The sequence below is a fragment of the Paenibacillus xylanexedens genome (genome assembly GCF_017874615.1).
In the GTDB taxonomy this organism is placed as follows: Bacteria; Bacillota; Bacilli; order Paenibacillales; family Paenibacillaceae; genus Paenibacillus; species Paenibacillus xylanexedens.
In genome coordinates this window covers 80,437-98,150 of sequence record NZ_JAGIKV010000001.1, presented here as the reverse complement: position 1 = coordinate 98,150, position 17,714 = coordinate 80,437, and the positions used below count along the sequence as shown (strand labels likewise).

Here is a 17,714-nt window from a genome sequence, read left to right as displayed (position 1 = left end):
GTGAACCCATGGATTTTCAGGTATTACTGTTAACAATCGGCGTTTCATTTATTCTGGCGGTGATTGCCGCACCGCTCCTGATTCCGCTGTTACGCCGGATGAAGTTCGGACAGCAAGTTAGGGAAGATGGGCCTCAGAGCCATTTGAAAAAAAGCGGAACACCTACAATGGGTGGAGTCGTCATTTTAGTTGCGTTCACATTGGCCTTTTTGAAATTTTCGGCAGTCAAGAATACAGACTTTTATGTCTTGCTTGTGGCTACGCTGGGATTCGGGCTAATTGGCTTCCTGGATGATTACATCAAAATTGTATTCAAACGTTCGCTGGGACTGACGGCCAGACAAAAAATGCTGGGCCAATTGTTCTTCAGTGCAGTGATGTGTTTCTTGCTGATTCAGAATGGACACAGCACAGCCATCTCTATTCCGGGAACGTCATTCTCGTTTGACTGGACCGGATGGTTCTATTATCCGTTTGTTGTATTCATGATGCTTGCCATTACCAATGCGGTTAACTTTACCGACGGACTGGATGGTTTGCTGTCAGGGGTAAGTGCGATTGCCTTTGGCGCGTTTGCCATTGTGGCGATGCAAGCTACGTCGATGCCGGCAGCAGTGTGTGCAGCAGCGATGATCGGAGCCGTGCTTGGTTTTCTGGTATACAATGCACATCCGGCCAAAGTGTTTATGGGAGACACCGGTTCTCTGGGGATTGGCGGTGCGATTGGTGCGGTAGCTATTGTAACCAAAACAGAGCTTCTATTTGTCATCATTGGCGGTATTTTTGTTATCGAGATCCTGTCTGTCATCATTCAAGTGGTATCATTCAAGACTCGTGGCAAGCGTGTGTTCAAAATGAGCCCCATTCACCATCACTTTGAATTGAGTGGTTGGTCAGAATGGCGGGTTGTTATTACCTTTTGGGCGGTAGGCGCAATTTTGGCCGCTCTTGGACTTTATCTCAACAAGGGGTTGTAGATCATGAACCATCCTGAATCATATCGCGGACAACAAGTAGTTGTGCTCGGATTGGCCAAAAGCGGCGTACAGGTCGCCAAAGTGTTGGATCGCGCCGGAGCGAAGGTTACAGTAAATGATAAAAAAGAGAGAGATCAATGTCCCGAAGCTTCCGAATTGGAGGCTTTGGGAATTTCTGTTGTATGCGGAGGACATCCGGATGATCTGATTCACAGTGGTGTGAAGCTGGTTGTCAAAAACCCGGGTATCCCATACCATGCAGCTCCTGTGCAGCAAGCTTTGGCATTGGGCATTGAAGTGGTGACCGAAGTAGAGGTTGCTTATCATCTATGTGCTGCACCCATGATCGGGATTACGGGTTCGAACGGCAAAACAACAACAACCACTTGGGTGGGGGAAATGTTGGAACATGCCGGCCTCAACCCGATCGTTGCCGGTAATATCGGAACACCTCTCTGTGAAGCGGCAGAGCAAGCTTCTCCAGATCACTGGATGGTTGTTGAACTTAGCAGTTTCCAGCTCAAAGGAACGGTTGATTTCCGTCCCCGGATTGCCAGCTTGCTTAACGTTGCAGAGACGCATCTGGACTATCATGGGGATCTGGATGATTATGTGGCTTCCAAAGCGAAACTGTTCGCGAATCAGCAGCCTGACGACGTGGCCATTCTGAATTGGGATGATGCGGTATGTCGTGGTCTGGTTCCTTACATCAAAGGCAGATTGCTTCCCTTCTCAATGATTGAGAAGTTGGATGTAGGTGTGTATGCAGATCCTCCTTATGTGGATGGAGAAGAGGATGATGTGAAGCGTCAGATTATCTACGCGGATGAAAAGGGAAATCACCACACCATTATCGACATCGAGAACATTGGCATCGCTGGACAATTCAATGTGGAAAATGCAATGGCCGCTGTGGCCATTGCCGTAGCTGCAGGAGCTGATCCAGCAGTGCTGGCTGCTCCGCTTGCAGATTTCAAGGCAGTTGAACACCGGCTTGAATATGTTCTGGAGCATAATGGCTCTGCATACTACAACAACTCCAAAGCGACCAATTCGAAAGCTACGGTTATGGCCCTGAACTCGTTCAAGGAGCCTGTTGTATTAATTGCTGGAGGGTTGGATCGCGGGTCAGACATGATGGAGTTGTTACCCTTGTTCCAGGAACGGGTAAAAGCTGTCGTTGCAATTGGAGAGACACGGACAAAAATTGCCAAGGTCGCGGAACTTGCTGGATTAAAGCAAATTAAGGTCGTCGATAATGAGGAGGACGCTGCCCGGACGTTAACCGTTGCTGTGCAGGAAGCATCGAAGCTTGCCAGTGCCGGTGATGTCGTTTTGTTATCCCCGGCATGTGCAAGTTGGGACATGTTTGCTTCCTATGAAGAGCGGGGACGCATTTTTAAAGAGGCGGCGCATAACTTGTAAGTAGGGGGGTGGAAAAGCCCCTACTTCCATGCAAGGGGTGGCCTCCTGATGAAACAGACGCGACCGGCACCAGATATTTGGTTGCTGATTTGTATTTTGGCATTGCTTGCCATCGGCATTATTATGGTATATAGTGCGGGCTCGGTGCTTGCCTTTCATGACTATGGCGATTCATTTTATTTTGTAAAAAGACAGGCCCTGTTTGCGGTCCTTGGGCTTGTGGCCATGTTCGTAACTGCTAATGTAGACTACCGGGTGTGGAGGAAATATGCCAAGCCTATATTGATTGCCTGTTTTATTATGCTCATTGCGGTGCTCATTCCTGGAATCGGTGTGGTTCGCGGTGGTGCACGAAGTTGGCTGGGCATTGGTTCGTTCGGTATTCAGCCCTCAGAATTTATGAAGCTGGGCATGATTCTGTTTCTCGCTCACTGGCTGAGTAAGGAACCGGGCAAAATCAAAACCTTCACAACGGGGCTTCTGCCACCGCTGGGATTGATCGGTTTGGCTTTTGGAATTATTATGCTGCAACCTGATTTGGGGACTGGCACCGTGATGATGGGAGCATCGATGCTTATTATTTTCACAGCCGGAGCGCGAATGAAACATCTGAGCTTGCTTGCTCTTGGTGGCGTAGCGGGGTTTGCAGCTTTGATTGCAGCAGCACCCTATCGGTTGCAGCGTATCACAGCGTTTTTGGACCCGTGGTCCGATCCGCTGGGTGCCGGATATCAGATCATTCAATCCTTATACGCGATTGGTCCGGGTGGACTGGCGGGATTGGGACTGGGTATGAGCCGGCAGAAGTACAGTTATGTACCTGAACCGCAAACGGACTTTATTTTTAGTATTTTGGCCGAAGAACTCGGCTTTATAGGTGGAATGATTGTATTATTGTTGTTTCTGGTGCTGGTGTGGAGAGGGATGCGTGTAGCCATGACCGTTCCGGATGCCTTCGGCAGTCTGCTTGGTGTTGGTATCGTAGGTATGGTCGCCGTACAAGTCATTATTAACATTGGTGTCGTCATTGGCATGATGCCTGTTACGGGCATTACATTGCCTCTGATCAGTTACGGCGGATCATCATTGACCCTCATGCTCACAGCACTGGGCATTTTAGTGAATTTATCCCGTTATGCGAGGTGACTATGCGATGCGAGTCGTTCTAAGCGGTGGCGGTACGGGTGGACATATCTATCCGGCCGTTGCCATAGCAAGACAATGCGAGTCGGAGAACCCGGACTCGACATTTCTATACATCGGAGGAACCAGAGGGCTGGAAAGTAAACTGGTTCCCCAAGAAAATATTCCTTTTAAATCCATTGATATTACGGGCTTTCGGCGGAAATTGTCCATAGACAACCTGAAAACGGTCATGCGTTTCATTCAAGGTGTGCGCAAGTCCAAAAAAATGCTGAAGGAATTCAAACCGGATGTTGTGATTGGTACAGGTGGATATGTGTGTGGACCTGTGGTATATGCAGCAACAAAACTGGGAATTCCGAGTATAATTCATGAACAGAACGCCATCCCTGGTCTGACGAACAAATTTTTGATGCGTTATGTGGACACGGTTGCCGTTAGCTTTGAAGGTTCTGAAAAATCATTTTCCGGCGCAAAAAAGGTGATCTACACCGGTAATCCGCGAGCGACTACGGTAGCCCAGGCTAGCCGTGATCGTGGTTTTGCCACGTTAGGTGTACCGATGAACAGCCGTGTTGTTCTTGTGGTTGGTGGCAGTCGCGGGGCAAAAGCAATCAATCAGGCCATGGTGGACATGGCTCCATTGCTGGAACAACTGGATGATGTCCATGTAGTTTACGTTACAGGGGATACCTATTTTGATGAAACGCGTGAAGCCATTCGCAGCTCATTGGGTACGATGCCAAACCACCTGCATGTCCTGCCTTACGTGCACAATATGCCTGAGGTGCTTGCCTGCACATCCTTGATTGTAAACCGCGCAGGTGCATCATTCCTTGCGGAGATTACGTCACTGGGTATTCCTTCGATCCTGATTCCGTCACCTAACGTGACTAATAATCATCAGGAAGCCAATGCACGCACGCTTGAGGGTGGAGGCGCATCACTCACGATGCTGGAGAAGGATCTTACAGGCAAAGTCCTGTATGAAGCCATCGCCAAGATTATGAATGATGAATCGGGACGCAAACGAATGGCTGAAGCCTCCCGGAAACTGGGGAAACCCGATGCAGCTGAAGTGCTTGTTCATGAAATTCAGCGTCTTGCTGCAGGCCGATAAAGTGTGATTGTGGGCGATTGTCACACACAAGACGGGGCTGACATAAGATACCGTATAAATCGTGACCATCGTTCCATGGCGCCAGAACACGGTCTGTAACAACAGAACATACCGTGCTCATCGGTTTTGAAGCAAAGGAGGAAGCAAACATGCATCAGTGGATATCGTTACTATCCCAGAATAATGTTGGCAGAGTTCTTGAAAACGAATCGCTAGCCAAATACACCACATGGAAGATCGGCGGTCCTGCGGATGCACTGGTCATTCCCGAGAATAAAGAGCAGATGATGAATCTCGTTCAATTGCTTCACACGTATCAGATTCCGTGGATGCAACTTGGACGGGGCTCAAACATGCTGGTGTCAGACAAAGGAATACGTGGTGTTGTGGTGAAACCAGGCGAGGGCTTTGATTATGCCGAATTTCACGAAGGCGGTGTAACCGCCGGAGCGGCGCATTCTTTTGTTAAACTCAGTGTGGTTGCTGCCAAAAAGGAATGGACCGGTCTGGAATTCGGCAGCGGTATCCCCGGCACTGTCGGTGGAGCCGTATATATGAACGCAGGTGCCCATGGATCGGATGTGTCACGGATATTCAAATTCGCTGAGATTGTACTGGAGACAGGGGAATTGATACGTTACAGCAAGGAGGACATGGATTTTGCCTACCGCCACTCTGTTCTGCATGACCGGAGAGGCATCGTGCTGGAAGCTACATTCGAACTTCAGCAGGGAGAGCGCAAAGTCATTTCGGAAGCCATGGCGGCTTACAAAGATCGCCGGCGCCGCACACAGCCACTGCAGATGGCATGTGCAGGTAGTGTATTCCGAAATCCACCGGGTGATCATGCAGCCCGCCTGATTGAAGCAGCAGGGCTGAAAGGAATGACCCAGGGAGGCGCACAGGTATCCACCATGCATGCCAATTTCATTGTTAATACAGGCCAAGCAACAGCAGAGGACGTTATCACCCTAATGCAGCAGATACAGAGCACTATATCATCTCAAAACGGTATTAACCTGGTACCGGAAGTCTTCGTAGTGGGTGAGCGGTAAACCCCGGAGGTGATACATTGGACAAATTGGTGATTGAAGGCGGGAAACCCCTCTCAGGATCCATACGCATCCATGGAGCAAAAAATGCCGCTTTACCGATTATGGCCGCAAGTTTGTTGGCAGATGGAGAAGTTACACTGCATAACGTTCCACACTTGCTGGACATTGAAGTGATGCTGTATATCCTGGAACGGCTTGGATGCACGTGTCGGCATGAACAGGGAACAGTGACGATTAATACCTCGTCTATCCGGTCATATGATGTGCCAGAAGATCTAATGAAGCAGATGCGCTCTTCCATTTTTTTGATGGGACCATTGCTGGCTAAGTTTGGGCAAGTGTCAGTGTATCAGCCAGGCGGCTGTGCCATTGGAGAACGCAAAATTGATCTTCACCTCCGGGGCCTGGAAGCGCTCGGAGCTTTGATTGAAGAGCAGGACCAACAGATTATCTGTCATGGGCAGAATCTGGTGGGTACAGATATTCATTTGGATTTCCCGAGTGTGGGAGCGACCGAGAATATCATGATGGCAGCCGTTATGGCTAAAGGGACGACAACCATCTGCAACGCCGCAAGAGAACCTGAAATCCAGGACCTGCAACACTTTTTGAATGCTATGGGTGCAAGCATTATTGGTGCAGGAACGGATACAATCACGATCAATGGCGTTGAGAGACTGAAACCTTGTTCCTATGAGATTATACCGGATCGAATCGTTGCCGGAACCGTGATGATTGCAGCAGCAGCGACACGAGGCAATGTTACGCTTACACACTGCAATCCTGCTCATCTTACTTCACTTATACATGTATTGAAGCGCACTGGTGTTCAAATCACAGTCTGCAATGATATAATGACGGTGAGCTGTATGAGCCGTCCCAAATCAGTAGACCGTATTGTGACTTCTCCGTATCCTTCGTTTCCGACAGATTTGCAATCGCAAATCATGGTGCTGCTCAGTTTGGCAGACGGATTCAGTGTGATGAAGGAAACGGTATTCGAGGGCCGGTTCAAACATGTGGATGAACTGAATGTGATGGGGGCTGATATTTCAGTCGATCTAAACGCAGCATTTATCCGTGGTGTTCCCCGTCTGTACGGGGCTACAGTAGAAGCAACCGATCTTCGTGCAGGTGCAGCCCTGGTCATTGCTGGTCTGGCTGCTCAAGGCAAAACGGTTGTGGAGCAAGTGCATCATATTGACCGGGGCTACGATCAGATCGAGAAGTTATTCCAAAGTCTTGGAGCATCGGTTGAGCGACAGTCGCCCGTTTCGAAACAGTTGGATTTTGCCAATTAACGTCCTTGGCGTCCCCTTCTTGAAAGGAGGGGACCTGAGGCTTTGTGGAGCGCTACTTATGCCTAAAAGTCAAATTCCGGTTCTGAAGAAGAATCGGCCAAAAGGAAACACAAGCCGCAAAATTGTAATTATTCTCTTATTATTATTTATTGTTTTGCTGGCTGTATTATTCTTTCGTTCTTCCATGAGTCGGATTTCGGCAATTGAAATTACGGGTAATGTATATACAGCAACTTCAGAACTGCTGGAGAAAAGCGGGCTGAAAGAAGGCGAACAATTTTTTGGGACAAGTACTGCCGAGGTTATTGAGCGTCTCAAGACCATCAAGGCGATTTCCACCGTTACCGTGGACAAGCAATTTCCGGGGATTATCCATATCAAGGTTCAGGAATATGCCACGGTTGCTTATGAGCTTGGTTCTGACGGTACGCTAAAAGCGATATTAGCCAGTGGGACAAGCTTGACGGTTCCGGCAACAATTGGTGTTGCTGTGGAGAAGCCCATATTGACCCAATGGAAGGATGATGATCCACTCAAAGCCAAACTGAGCCAGGCACTGGCTAAAATTCCGAATGAATTGACGACGGATATTTCGGAAATTATTCCGAATCCAACGCCTTCATTTCCGGATCAGATTCGGATGTATACCAAATCGCAGTTTGAAGTGATTACAACCGTCTCTCTTTTATCGGATAAAGTGGAGTATCTGAATCAGGTGATTGAGACCGAACGGCCTGGGAAAATCACCATGCTTGAGGCAGATACCTATGTCCCTTTCATCCCGGATGACCCGGAAGATGATGCTGAACCAGGAGCAAGCCCCTGATCTTTGCCATGATGAGGCTGGACTGAATATGAAAGCCTAGGCAGGTCGGGGTTTGACCCCGTCAGAGCAATGAAACTTGTTCTTTCTGAGATGAAGAAAAAATGATACACTTGAACTTATGGCACATGAGTTGCCTCCTTCTTTTTTCTTCAATGTTTTATGTCTGGCAACCAGATTTTGACACCCAAAAACATTGTAGAAAAAAGAGGGAAAGCCTGAAGTGTGTTGAATATGTTTTAAGAGTGTTTAAATTCGAACGTAATTTACTATTGGAGTCAGGAGGTGCCACAGACTTGAGCAACAATGACATCATTGTTAGTTTGGACATCGGTACATCCAAAATTCGCGCTATTATTGGGGAAATGAATAATGGAACCTTTAATATTATAGGAGTTGGATCTGCCGACTCGGAGGGAATTCGCAAAGGTGTAATCGTAGATATCGATCAGACGGTGCAGTCGATTCGCAACGCAGTGGATCATGCAGAACGTATGGTAGGTATTCAAATATCCGAAGTGTATGTTGGAATCTCGGGAAATCATATCGGACTGATGAGCAGTCACGGCGTCGTGGCTGTGTCTAATGAGGATCGTGAAATCGGAGAAGAAGACATGGAACGGGTGTTGAAAGCAGCCGAAGTCATTGCAGTTCCGCCGGAACGGGAAATTATTGATGTTGTCGCCAAGCAATATGTTGTGGATGGCTTGGAGGGCATACAGGACCCCCGTGGTATGATTGGTGTTCGTCTGGAAGTTGAAGCAACGATCATTACGGGTGCAAAAACCGCGATACATAATCTTTTGCGCTGCGTGGAAAAAGCGGGTCTGAAAGTAAGCGATCTGGTTCTCATGTCGCTTGGAGCGGGTCAACTGGCTTTGTCCAAAGATGAAAAAACGATGGGTTCAGTGCTTGTTGATATTGGAGCAGGTGCAACAACCATCGCCATTTTTGAAGAAGACAGTCTTGTTGCAACATCAACGTTGCCTATAGGTGGGGAATTCGTAACAAATGATATCGCCTATGGCTTACGCACGTTAACGGATCAGGCGGAGAAGGTGAAACTGAAATATGGCTGCGCCTGGTTGGATGATGCTGCTGCGGATGTGATGTTTAAAGTCACCCGAATTGGCAGTAATGTAGACAAGGAGTTTTCACAGGAGGATCTGGCGGCTATTATTGAACCTAGGGTTCAGGAAATATTCCAGATGATATCCCAAGAAGTGAAGCGTCTTGGTTACAACGAGCTTCCTGGAGGTTATATACTAACGGGAGGTACGGTCTCTATGCCGGGGGTTCTGCAGGTCGCTCAGCATGAGCTTGCTGCTTCGGTACGAGTTGCAGTTCCGGATTATATTGGTGTGCGTGACCCTGGTTTTACAAGCGGAGTCGGCATATTGCACAGTGTAATTCGCAGTTTGCGCATTCGTCCCTCGATCAATAACGGCGGTGGAAATAACAATAATAATAATAACAACAAGAAACCGACCAACCGTCCGAAGCCAAATGCGGCACAGGAATCGGAGCAAAAACCCGGTCTGTTCGAACGGCTGAAGAATATGTTCAGTGAATTTATATAACAGGTTGGATCCATTTCATACATTTCTTGAAGCCGTCTGAATGCGCCGGTACTAAAATAAACGCTTTCGTTCGTCGATATATGAAATTGATTCGGTTCAAATCAAAAATTGGACGGGCCATCCATGCACATTGAGGGGGAGATGGAATAATATGTTGGAATTTGATTTCGAGATGGAGAGCTTGGCTCAAATTAAAGTCATCGGTGTAGGCGGCGGCGGAAGCAATGCAGTCAACCGTATGATTGAAAATGGTGTACAAGGTGTTGAATTTATTACGGTGAATACGGATGCTCAGGCGTTACACCTGGCGAAATCCGAGCATAAATTGCAAATCGGTGATAAATTGACTCGTGGTCTTGGTGCTGGCGCCAACCCGGATGTAGGTAAAAAAGCAGCGGAAGAGTCCCGCGATCTGATCATGAACACGTTGAAAGGTGCAGACATGGTATTTGTTACAGCCGGTATGGGCGGCGGTACAGGTACAGGTGCGGCTCCGGTTATTGCCGAAATCGCTAAAGAGTGTGGTGCACTTACAGTTGGTGTTGTAACTCGTCCATTTACATTTGAAGGACGCAAGCGTTCCAGCCATGCAGAGCAAGGTATTGAAGCTCTCAAGGAAAAAGTCGACACACTGATCGTGATTCCTAATGATCGTTTGCTCGAAATCGTAGACAAAAAGACTCCTATGCTTGAAGCATTCCGTCAAGCGGATAACGTACTTCGTCAAGCTGTACAAGGTATCTCTGATTTGATCGCTGTACCGGGTCTAATCAACCTTGACTTTGCTGACGTCAAAACGATTATGCACGAACGTGGTTCAGCCCTTATGGGGATTGGTGAATCAACCGGTGAGAATCGTGCCGCAGAAGCAGCACGGAAAGCCATTATGAGTCCTTTGCTGGAAACTTCTATTGAAGGTGCTCGCGGAGTAATCATGAATATTACGGGTGGCGTTAATCTGTCCCTGTATGAAGTGAACGAAGCGGCAGAGATCGTAACTTCTGCTTCCGACCCGGAAGTGAATATGATCTTTGGTGCCATCATTGACGAAGACCTGAAAGAGGAGATTAAGGTTACAGTTATCGCAACTGGTTTTGAAGATAAACCTGCTCCACCACCACCAGGACGTAAGCCAGCTCCAGCAACAGCGGAGACGACAGATACGCGTTCGCCGAACCTGCGTCCTTTCGGAAATCAGCCGAGCAATGATCAGCTGGACATTCCGACATTTTTACGCAATCGTTCACGCAATAATAACAACGATTAATACGCAAATCAATTTATTGGAAACCCGGTACTCCTTATGGAGCGACCGGGTTTTTTCTGTTTATTTAGATATCATAGCATACAGTAATGAACAAATTCTGAACAAAGGGCCTGAGCAATTCCGACAAAAAAAGTTGGAACCACACCCCCATGATTAGACAGACTTTGAACAGGGGGCTCCGTATACTTGTGAATATGCTCATGAATATCAGGATATCGGGTACCGGTATTTCGATATGTTGCGCGCAGGCAGGTGAAGACTTTGGTTGTTTATGTGGATCTGATTTTTTTGACAAACCTGTGTATTGACGGTGCACTCATCGGAATGACCGCCTGGATGCGCAAGACAAAGCTGGTTTGGTGGCGATGGTTGCTGTCAGCCATTGTGGGTGCATTATACGTGGTCATGATGTTTGTACCGGAGTTTGATTTTATGTTCACCTTTCTGATCAAGTTCGGGTTCTCGCTGGTCATGCTTACGATTGCTTTTGGTTTTAAAGGTCTGCAGGCTTTTGCGAGGACGCTCGGTACCTTCTATGTGATTAATTTTGTCGCTGCCGGAGGTATTCTGGGTGTGCATTACATGCTTCAGAGCTCCGGTGAGTTGTTTAACGGCATTTGGTTCACGGCTTCTGGCGGTATGTCATTTGATCTGAAAATTGCTTTCTGGTTCACGTTTATCGTATTTTTTGCTGTCCTGTTTTTATTCAAAGCTGTGCAGAGCTCCAAACGGAAAACGGATCGCATGACGACCTATTTGGGTAAAGTTGAGGTCTGCATCGATGAGGTAGTCATTTCTTGTACAGGCCTTCTGGATACGGGCAATCAACTTACAGATCCCTTATCGCGCATGCCGGTCATGGTGATGGAGGTTTCGTTATGGCAAGACATGTTACCCGCTTCATGGAAGGGTAGACTCAAGGACGAGGCGCCGGACAACCTTATTCTGGAGCTGGATCAGGAAAGTTTTCAGTGGCAGGATCGACTGCGGCTGGTGCCTTATCGGGGCATTAACAAAGGGACTGCGTTTATGCTGGCAATGAAGCCGGACCGGGTGAAGGTGACGATGGAGGAAACATGTTATGAGACGACAAGAGTACTCATTGGGCTGGATGGAGGTGTTTTGTCGTCGGATGGGAAATACCAGGCCGTGATTCATCCTGAACTTGTGCAAGACGCTGCTTCTGCGCAGTCTACGGCTCTCTCTGCGGGAGCAACAGAAAAGCCGCTGAATGTGGTATAGGAGGAACGTACATGCTTGTGAAATGGAAACTGGTGGCGCAGCTGCAATATTACCGTCTGTTATTTTTATTGGGACTCAAGAGTGAAGAGATTTATTACATTGGGGGAAGTGAGGCACTTCCGCCGCCTTTGACAAGGGAAGAAGAAGAATTTTTGCTGCAAAAATTATCTTCGGGAGACTCGGCCATTCGCGCAATGCTCATTGAGCGCAACCTGCGTCTGGTGGTGTACATTGCACGCAAATTTGAAAACACAGGAATCAATATTGAGGATTTGGTCTCCATTGGAGCGATCGGATTGATCAAGGCAGTTAATACATTTGACCCGGAAAAGAAAATCAAACTGGCAACCTATGCTTCACGTTGTATCGAAAATGAAATTTTAATGTACCTGAGACGTAATAGTAAGATCCGAACTGAAGTTTCTTTTGATGAACCGCTCAACATTGATTGGGATGGAAATGAACTATTATTATCCGATGTACTGGGTACTGAAAACGATACAATCTATCGGAATATTGAAGAGCAGGTAGACCGGAAACTTTTGCACAAGGCACTGGAAAAATTAACGGAGCGCGAGCGAATGATTATGGAGCTTCGTTTTGGCTTGACGGATGGGGAAGAAAAGACACAAAAAGATGTAGCCGATCTACTTGGAATCTCCCAATCCTACATCTCTCGACTCGAAAAAAGAATCATTAAAAGACTCCGCAAGGAGTTCAATAAAATGGTCTGAAATACATCGTTGGTCAGAATGGGTATTACTGGCAAGGGTGCCAAGTACGAATAAAAAAGCCTGCCCCGGAGATAATGTACATTAATGTTTCTCCTTGGGAGGTAAATCACGATGACCCGAAACAAAGTCGAGATTTGTGGCGTGGACACCGCAAAATTGCCTGTCCTCACCAACACTGAAATGCGGGAATTGTTTCATTCCCTTCAGCAACACCATGATCGCTCAGCAAGAGAGAAATTAGTGAATGGCAACCTGCGTCTGGTACTCAGTGTCATTCAGCGTTTTAACAATCGGGGGGAGTTTGTCGATGATCTGTTCCAGGTTGGTTGCATCGGCCTGATGAAAGCCATTGATAATTTTGATTTATCCCAGAATGTCAAATTTTCAACCTACGCGGTGCCGATGATTATCGGTGAAATCCGTCGATACCTGCGTGATAATAACCCAATTCGGGTATCTCGCTCCTTGAGGGACATTGCTTACAAAGCACTTCAGGTCCGTGACAGCCTGACGAATAAAAATTCCCGGGAACCGACGATATTCGAAATTGCGGAAGTACTGAATGTGCCGAAGGAAGATGTTGTTTTTGCATTGGACGCCATTCAGGACCCGGTCTCGCTTTTCGAACCGATTTATCATGATGGTGGAGATCCGATCTATGTTATGGATCAGATCAGCGATGACAGAAACAAAGATGTGTCATGGATCGAGGAAATTGCACTTCGTGAAGCGATGCATCGTCTTGGTCAGCGGGAAAAAATGATTCTGTCGATGCGGTTTTTCGAAGGGAAAACCCAGATGGAAGTGGCTGATGAAATTGGCATTTCCCAGGCTCAGGTATCACGTCTGGAGAAATCAGCGATACAGCAGATGCAAAAACATGTAAAGTCATAACACGATGTAAAGGCAGAAGGACGATCAATCGGGGCAGTGTATACCGTTGGTCGTCTTTTTGTTTTGGACCGTTTCCACATTCGATGAAAAACAGGACATTTTTCGCCCCTGAAACATATATTGTATAGAAGCGTGAAGAACGGGCAGAAGAGGAATAACAGGGGGCGGGAATGAATGAAAGTAAATACGAGCGAAGTAGCGGCACGAGGCATGAAAATATCGGACTTTCAGACAAAGGATGTCATTAACATTACGGATGGTAAACGCCTCGGTCAGATCAGTGATTTGGAGCTGGATCTGAAGCAGGGACGAATTGAAGCGATTGTTGTGCCAGGGTACAGCCGTTTTATGGGTCTTTTTGGCGGGGGAACGGATCTGGTGATTCCCTGGAGAAACATTGTGAAGATTGGTTCAGATGTGATACTGGTGAAGATGGATGAGGTGAAGGAAAATACGTATGACGAGCGTGATCGCGAAGCGCGCCTGTATGATGAACAGCAGCATAACCGCACAGAGCGAGTGGAACGCATTGAACGGTCGGAACGTAATCAGCGTCGAACGATATAAATGAGACAGAATGTGGCTCATTTGGTACACTGGAAGTGGTGAGGTGAGATAATGGAACCCTTTGTATTGGATAAGGAATTACTTGAACGGACCAAGAACCCAAATTCAGATTTCGGTCCTGATCCGTTATTATTATATGTTGAGCCCTGGACACAGCAATTTGAACAGTTGTCAGTCGGGTTTACGACGAGGCATGGTGGAGTTGGAAAAGTTCCGTATGCTACGCTCAATTGTGCTTATCATGTGGGGGATGACCCTGAAGTTGTACTTAACAACCGCAGGCTTGTAACCGAGAAGCTTGGTTTTGCAGCAGAAGCATGGACCTGTGGAGAGCAGGTGCATGGCAAACATGTAGCTGTAATTACCGCTGAAGATCGGAGCAGAGGATTACTTGATCGTCAATCTGCGTTGCAGGATACGGATGGATTGGTCACGAATGTGCCTGGTGTGCTGTTGACTTCTTTCTACGCAGACTGTGTTCCGCTTTATTTCTATGACCCTGTGCAGCAGGCGGTAGGTCTTGCTCATGCCGGCTGGAAAGGTACAGTCGCGGGTATCGCTGTATCCATGGTGGAGACGATGGAACGGGAGTATGGCAGCCGTAGGCAGGACATTCGAGCTGCAATCGGTCCGTCGATTGGGGATTGCTGTTATGAAGTGGATGAGGCGGTCATGCAGCATGTACGGGTTTGGTTTGATGATTTCCCGGTTAATGATGAATACAAGGATTCTGCTTCTAAACAAGCATATCGAGCCGTGAATAACGGTAAAACGATGTTAAACTTGAAAGAATGTAATCGACACATTATGATGAAAGCAGGAATAATGCCGGATCATATCGAATGTACAACATGGTGTACAAGTTGTCATCCCGAACTATTTTTCTCCTATCGGAAGGAAAGTAGTGTTACAGGGCGGATGGCGAGCTGGATTGGGCTGGAAGAGAGGTGACCCTCTGTGTCATTGGAGGAGCGTATACAACAGGTAAATCAGAAGATCGAGGATGCATGTCGGCGCAGTAACCGTCATCGTGATGATGTGAATGTGATTGCGGTCACGAAATATGTCTCACTTGAAACAACGGGATCGGTGCTGGATCATGGTCTTGAGCATATTGGAGAAAACCGGTGGCAGGATGCACAGGCCAAATGGGAAGCTTTTGGTCAGCAGGGTACCTGGCACTTTATCGGTCATTTGCAGACAAACAAGGTGAAAGACGTGATTGGCAAGTTTCGTTATATCCATTCACTGGATCGTTTGTCATTGGCGAAGGAGTTGGATAAAAAAGCAGCTTCACTTGGCATCCAAGTGGAAACGTTTTTGCAGGTGAATATTTCAGGTGAAGAGAGCAAGTATGGCTTACAGCCTGAACAGGCAAGTTCTTTTTTGCGTGATATTCGTTCGTTCAACAATCTCAAGGTCGTTGGCCTGATGACCATGGCACCTCATGAGGAAGATCCGGAGCTGACGCGTCCCGTATTTCGTGGATTGCGTGAGCTGAGAGATCAACTGAATGGACAAGCCCTTACAGCAGAGCCATTAACTGAGCTGTCGATGGGAATGTCCAATGATTTTGAAGTGGCCATTGAAGAAGGGGCAACCTGGGTACGGCTAGGATCGATTCTCGTAGGAAAAGAGGGGGGTTCACGATGGGCGTAATGAATAAATTTATGAATTTCCTCGGACTTCAGGAAGAGGAAGAGATTGTGGAACGTGAGCGAATGGCTGCGCAGGAGGAAAATGATGCTGAACATCAGGAAGCTGAAACCTCCAGTCTCGATAAACGTAGAAACCAAAGGGGGAATAATGTGGTGAGCATTCATTCCCAGAAAAATGTTAAAGTTGTCCTGTATGAACCGCGTTCTTATGACGAGGCTCAGGAAATTGCCGACCATCTGCGTTCGCATCGTACCGTTGTGGTGAACTTGCAACGAATTCGCCAGGACCAAGCGCTGCGCGTTATTGATTTTTTGAGTGGCACGGTATATGCATTGGGTGGCGGTATTTCCAAAATCGGCGGAAACATTTTTCTCTGTACGCCAGATACGGTTGAAATTCAGGGATCAATTACGGAAATACTGGCTGACAGCGAGCAAGATTATAACAGAATGAGGTGAGCCACTTTTGTATCAGATTGAAAGCGTGTTGTACACGTTATACCAGATTTACTTTTACATGGTCATTGTCTACATATTGATGTCTTGGCTTCCCAATGCGCGGGAAAGCTTCATCGGTGAATGGCTGGGCAAATTAGTGGAACCATATTTAAGACCGTTTCGCCGATTTATACCGCCTTTGTTCGGTGTGCTGGATATTTCCCCGATTGTGGCGCTGATCGTTCTGCAGCTTGCGCTTAATGGGCTGATTTCCATACTCCGGTATTTTGCATATTAGAGGTTGTTCAAAAAGTCCGCTTTTGATTACGAAGGATGCCTAGTGGCATCGTCAGCATCGAATATGGAATTCAGCCGAAATAAGCGGGAGGCTTACGAAGTATGTTTTCTTCGGAAACATTGTAGTTGCTCACGTAGTTTTTTCTACGCTCCGCTACTCCATTTCTAGCTTTATCCCATCTTCTCGGTACTGAAAACCGGTCTTTTTGAACACGGACAATTAGGGTAGGGTGACATAGATGAGCGGTGAAATTTACGAACATTTTAGCCATGATGAGCGAGATTTTGTAGACAAGGCTTCGGATTGGGTTGAGCAGGCAGGTAAGTATCATGACATGAAGCTAACTGACTTTCTTGATCCAAGACAGGTTTTTATCTTAGAGACTCTTGCCAATCGCCGTAACGACGTTCAGATTCGTCTGGATGGTGGTTACGAGGCTGCTGAACGCAAGCGTGCGCTGGTTGCACCTGATTATATGTATCTGGATGATGAGGATATGGGAATGCAGGTGCTCAGTATCACGTCTGATGATCAGAAAATCTCGGAGCTGGAGCATGGGGACTATATGGGTTCCCTGCTCGGGCTTGGGATGAAACGTGGAAAGATCGGAGATATCCAAGTGCTGGAGGACGGTTGCCATACAGTGGTGGCGGCGGAAACCGGCGCTTTTTTATCGCTTCAACTGAATCAGGTGCATCGGTTACATGTGTTCACAGAGTTACTTCCTTTGGATCAGATGCGATGGTCAGAGAGTAAACTGGAGACGATGGACATTACGGTCGCTTCTCTTCGTTTGGATGGAATCTGCGCAGATGTGTATCGGCTTAGTCGCAGTAAAGTGCTGGTGCCGATCAAAGCTGGTCGCTGCCGTGTGAACTGGAAGGTTGAGGAAGATCCCTCCAAATCGCTAAAAGCGGGTGATGTCGTATCCATTCAGGGATTTGGCCGTTTCAAGGTTATGGAACAGGATGGGATGACCAAAAAAGGGCGCTGCCGAGTGAAAATCGGTAAATTTGCCTGAGTCTGTTGCAGGAAAATCCGCTTTCTTGTCGAAATGTTTATCATAAAGGTGTAGAAAATACGCGGTGTATCCGATAAACATTAAGTCAATGCTTTACATGAACGTTGGAGGATGCAATTCTGATCCTGCATTCCGTATACGTTGCCAAGGTTAGGCATCAACGATACGGCC

The 17,714-nt window shown here is 47.3% G+C and carries 18 protein-coding genes; all 18 read left to right on the top strand.

The window, feature by feature from the left end:
• Positions 1-8: 8 nt before the first annotated feature.
• The gene (gene mraY / locus J2Z28_RS00510) at positions 9-977 is read left to right on the top strand and encodes a phospho-N-acetylmuramoyl-pentapeptide-transferase (RefSeq protein ID WP_047843751.1); all 969 of its coding nucleotides are present in this window, start codon (positions 9-11) and stop codon (positions 975-977) included.
• 3 nt (positions 978-980) lie between these two features.
• Positions 981-2,402, top strand: coding sequence for a UDP-N-acetylmuramoyl-L-alanine--D-glutamate ligase (gene murD / locus J2Z28_RS00505; protein ID WP_211080782.1), 1,422 nt, complete (start codon positions 981-983; stop codon positions 2,400-2,402).
• A gap of 48 nt (positions 2,403-2,450) precedes the next feature.
• Complete coding sequence (spoVE, locus tag J2Z28_RS00500) at positions 2,451-3,548, top strand: stage V sporulation protein E (protein WP_062835457.1); 1,098 nt, start codon at positions 2,451-2,453, stop codon at positions 3,546-3,548.
• Between the two features lie 7 nt (positions 3,549-3,555).
• On the top strand, positions 3,556-4,665 hold the full coding sequence (murG, locus tag J2Z28_RS00495) for an undecaprenyldiphospho-muramoylpentapeptide beta-N-acetylglucosaminyltransferase (protein ID WP_211080781.1): 1,110 nt from the start codon (positions 3,556-3,558) through the stop codon (positions 4,663-4,665).
• Between the two features lie 149 nt (positions 4,666-4,814).
• A complete protein-coding gene (gene murB / locus J2Z28_RS00490) occupies positions 4,815-5,720 on the top strand; it encodes a UDP-N-acetylmuramate dehydrogenase (protein ID WP_211080780.1) in 906 nt (301 codons plus the stop codon).
• A 17-nt stretch (positions 5,721-5,737) separates the two neighbouring features.
• Entirely contained in the window at positions 5,738-7,021 is a 1,284-nt protein-coding gene (gene murA / locus J2Z28_RS00485; RefSeq protein WP_211080779.1) for a UDP-N-acetylglucosamine 1-carboxyvinyltransferase, read from the top strand.
• Positions 7,022-7,079: 58 nt separating this feature from the next.
• The gene (locus J2Z28_RS00480; protein WP_211080778.1) at positions 7,080-7,847 is read left to right on the top strand and encodes a cell division protein FtsQ/DivIB; all 768 of its coding nucleotides are present in this window, start codon (positions 7,080-7,082) and stop codon (positions 7,845-7,847) included.
• A 293-nt stretch (positions 7,848-8,140) separates the two neighbouring features.
• Positions 8,141-9,424: a cell division protein FtsA gene (gene ftsA, locus J2Z28_RS00475; RefSeq protein ID WP_076211532.1), complete on the top strand. Its 1,284-nt coding sequence runs from the start codon at positions 8,141-8,143 to the stop codon at positions 9,422-9,424.
• Between the two features lie 151 nt (positions 9,425-9,575).
• The gene (gene ftsZ, locus J2Z28_RS00470) at positions 9,576-10,691 is read left to right on the top strand and encodes a cell division protein FtsZ (RefSeq protein WP_017687306.1); all 1,116 of its coding nucleotides are present in this window, start codon (positions 9,576-9,578) and stop codon (positions 10,689-10,691) included.
• Positions 10,692-10,952: 261 nt separating this feature from the next.
• Positions 10,953-11,933, top strand: a complete 981-nt coding sequence (spoIIGA, locus tag J2Z28_RS00465) for a sigma-E processing peptidase SpoIIGA (protein WP_091014080.1) — start codon at positions 10,953-10,955, stop codon at positions 11,931-11,933.
• A gap of 11 nt (positions 11,934-11,944) precedes the next feature.
• Positions 11,945-12,667 (top strand): RNA polymerase sporulation sigma factor SigE, encoded by a 723-nt coding sequence (gene sigE / locus J2Z28_RS00460; RefSeq protein WP_017687308.1) that lies wholly within the window; start codon positions 11,945-11,947, stop codon positions 12,665-12,667.
• A 111-nt stretch (positions 12,668-12,778) separates the two neighbouring features.
• A complete protein-coding gene (sigG, locus tag J2Z28_RS00455; RefSeq protein ID WP_017687309.1) occupies positions 12,779-13,561 on the top strand; it encodes an RNA polymerase sporulation sigma factor SigG in 783 nt (260 codons plus the stop codon).
• 174 nt (positions 13,562-13,735) lie between these two features.
• The gene (locus tag J2Z28_RS00450; RefSeq protein WP_017687310.1) at positions 13,736-14,128 is read left to right on the top strand and encodes a YlmC/YmxH family sporulation protein; all 393 of its coding nucleotides are present in this window, start codon (positions 13,736-13,738) and stop codon (positions 14,126-14,128) included.
• Positions 14,129-14,179: 51 nt separating this feature from the next.
• Positions 14,180-15,079, top strand: a complete 900-nt coding sequence (gene pgeF / locus J2Z28_RS00445) for a peptidoglycan editing factor PgeF (RefSeq protein WP_211080777.1) — start codon at positions 14,180-14,182, stop codon at positions 15,077-15,079.
• Positions 15,080-15,085: 6 nt separating this feature from the next.
• Complete coding sequence (locus J2Z28_RS00440) at positions 15,086-15,787, top strand: YggS family pyridoxal phosphate-dependent enzyme (RefSeq protein ID WP_211080776.1); 702 nt, start codon at positions 15,086-15,088, stop codon at positions 15,785-15,787.
• On the top strand, positions 15,778-16,245 hold the full coding sequence (locus tag J2Z28_RS00435; RefSeq protein ID WP_211080775.1) for a cell division protein SepF: 468 nt from the start codon (positions 15,778-15,780) through the stop codon (positions 16,243-16,245). The genes J2Z28_RS00440 and J2Z28_RS00435 overlap by 10 nt, the downstream gene beginning before the upstream one ends.
• A gap of 7 nt (positions 16,246-16,252) precedes the next feature.
• Entirely contained in the window at positions 16,253-16,522 is a 270-nt protein-coding gene (locus tag J2Z28_RS00430) for a YggT family protein (RefSeq protein ID WP_036674839.1), read from the top strand.
• Between the two features lie 238 nt (positions 16,523-16,760).
• The gene (locus J2Z28_RS00425; RefSeq protein ID WP_076211528.1) at positions 16,761-17,543 is read left to right on the top strand and encodes a YlmH family RNA-binding protein; all 783 of its coding nucleotides are present in this window, start codon (positions 16,761-16,763) and stop codon (positions 17,541-17,543) included.
• Positions 17,544-17,714 lie beyond the last annotated feature (171 nt).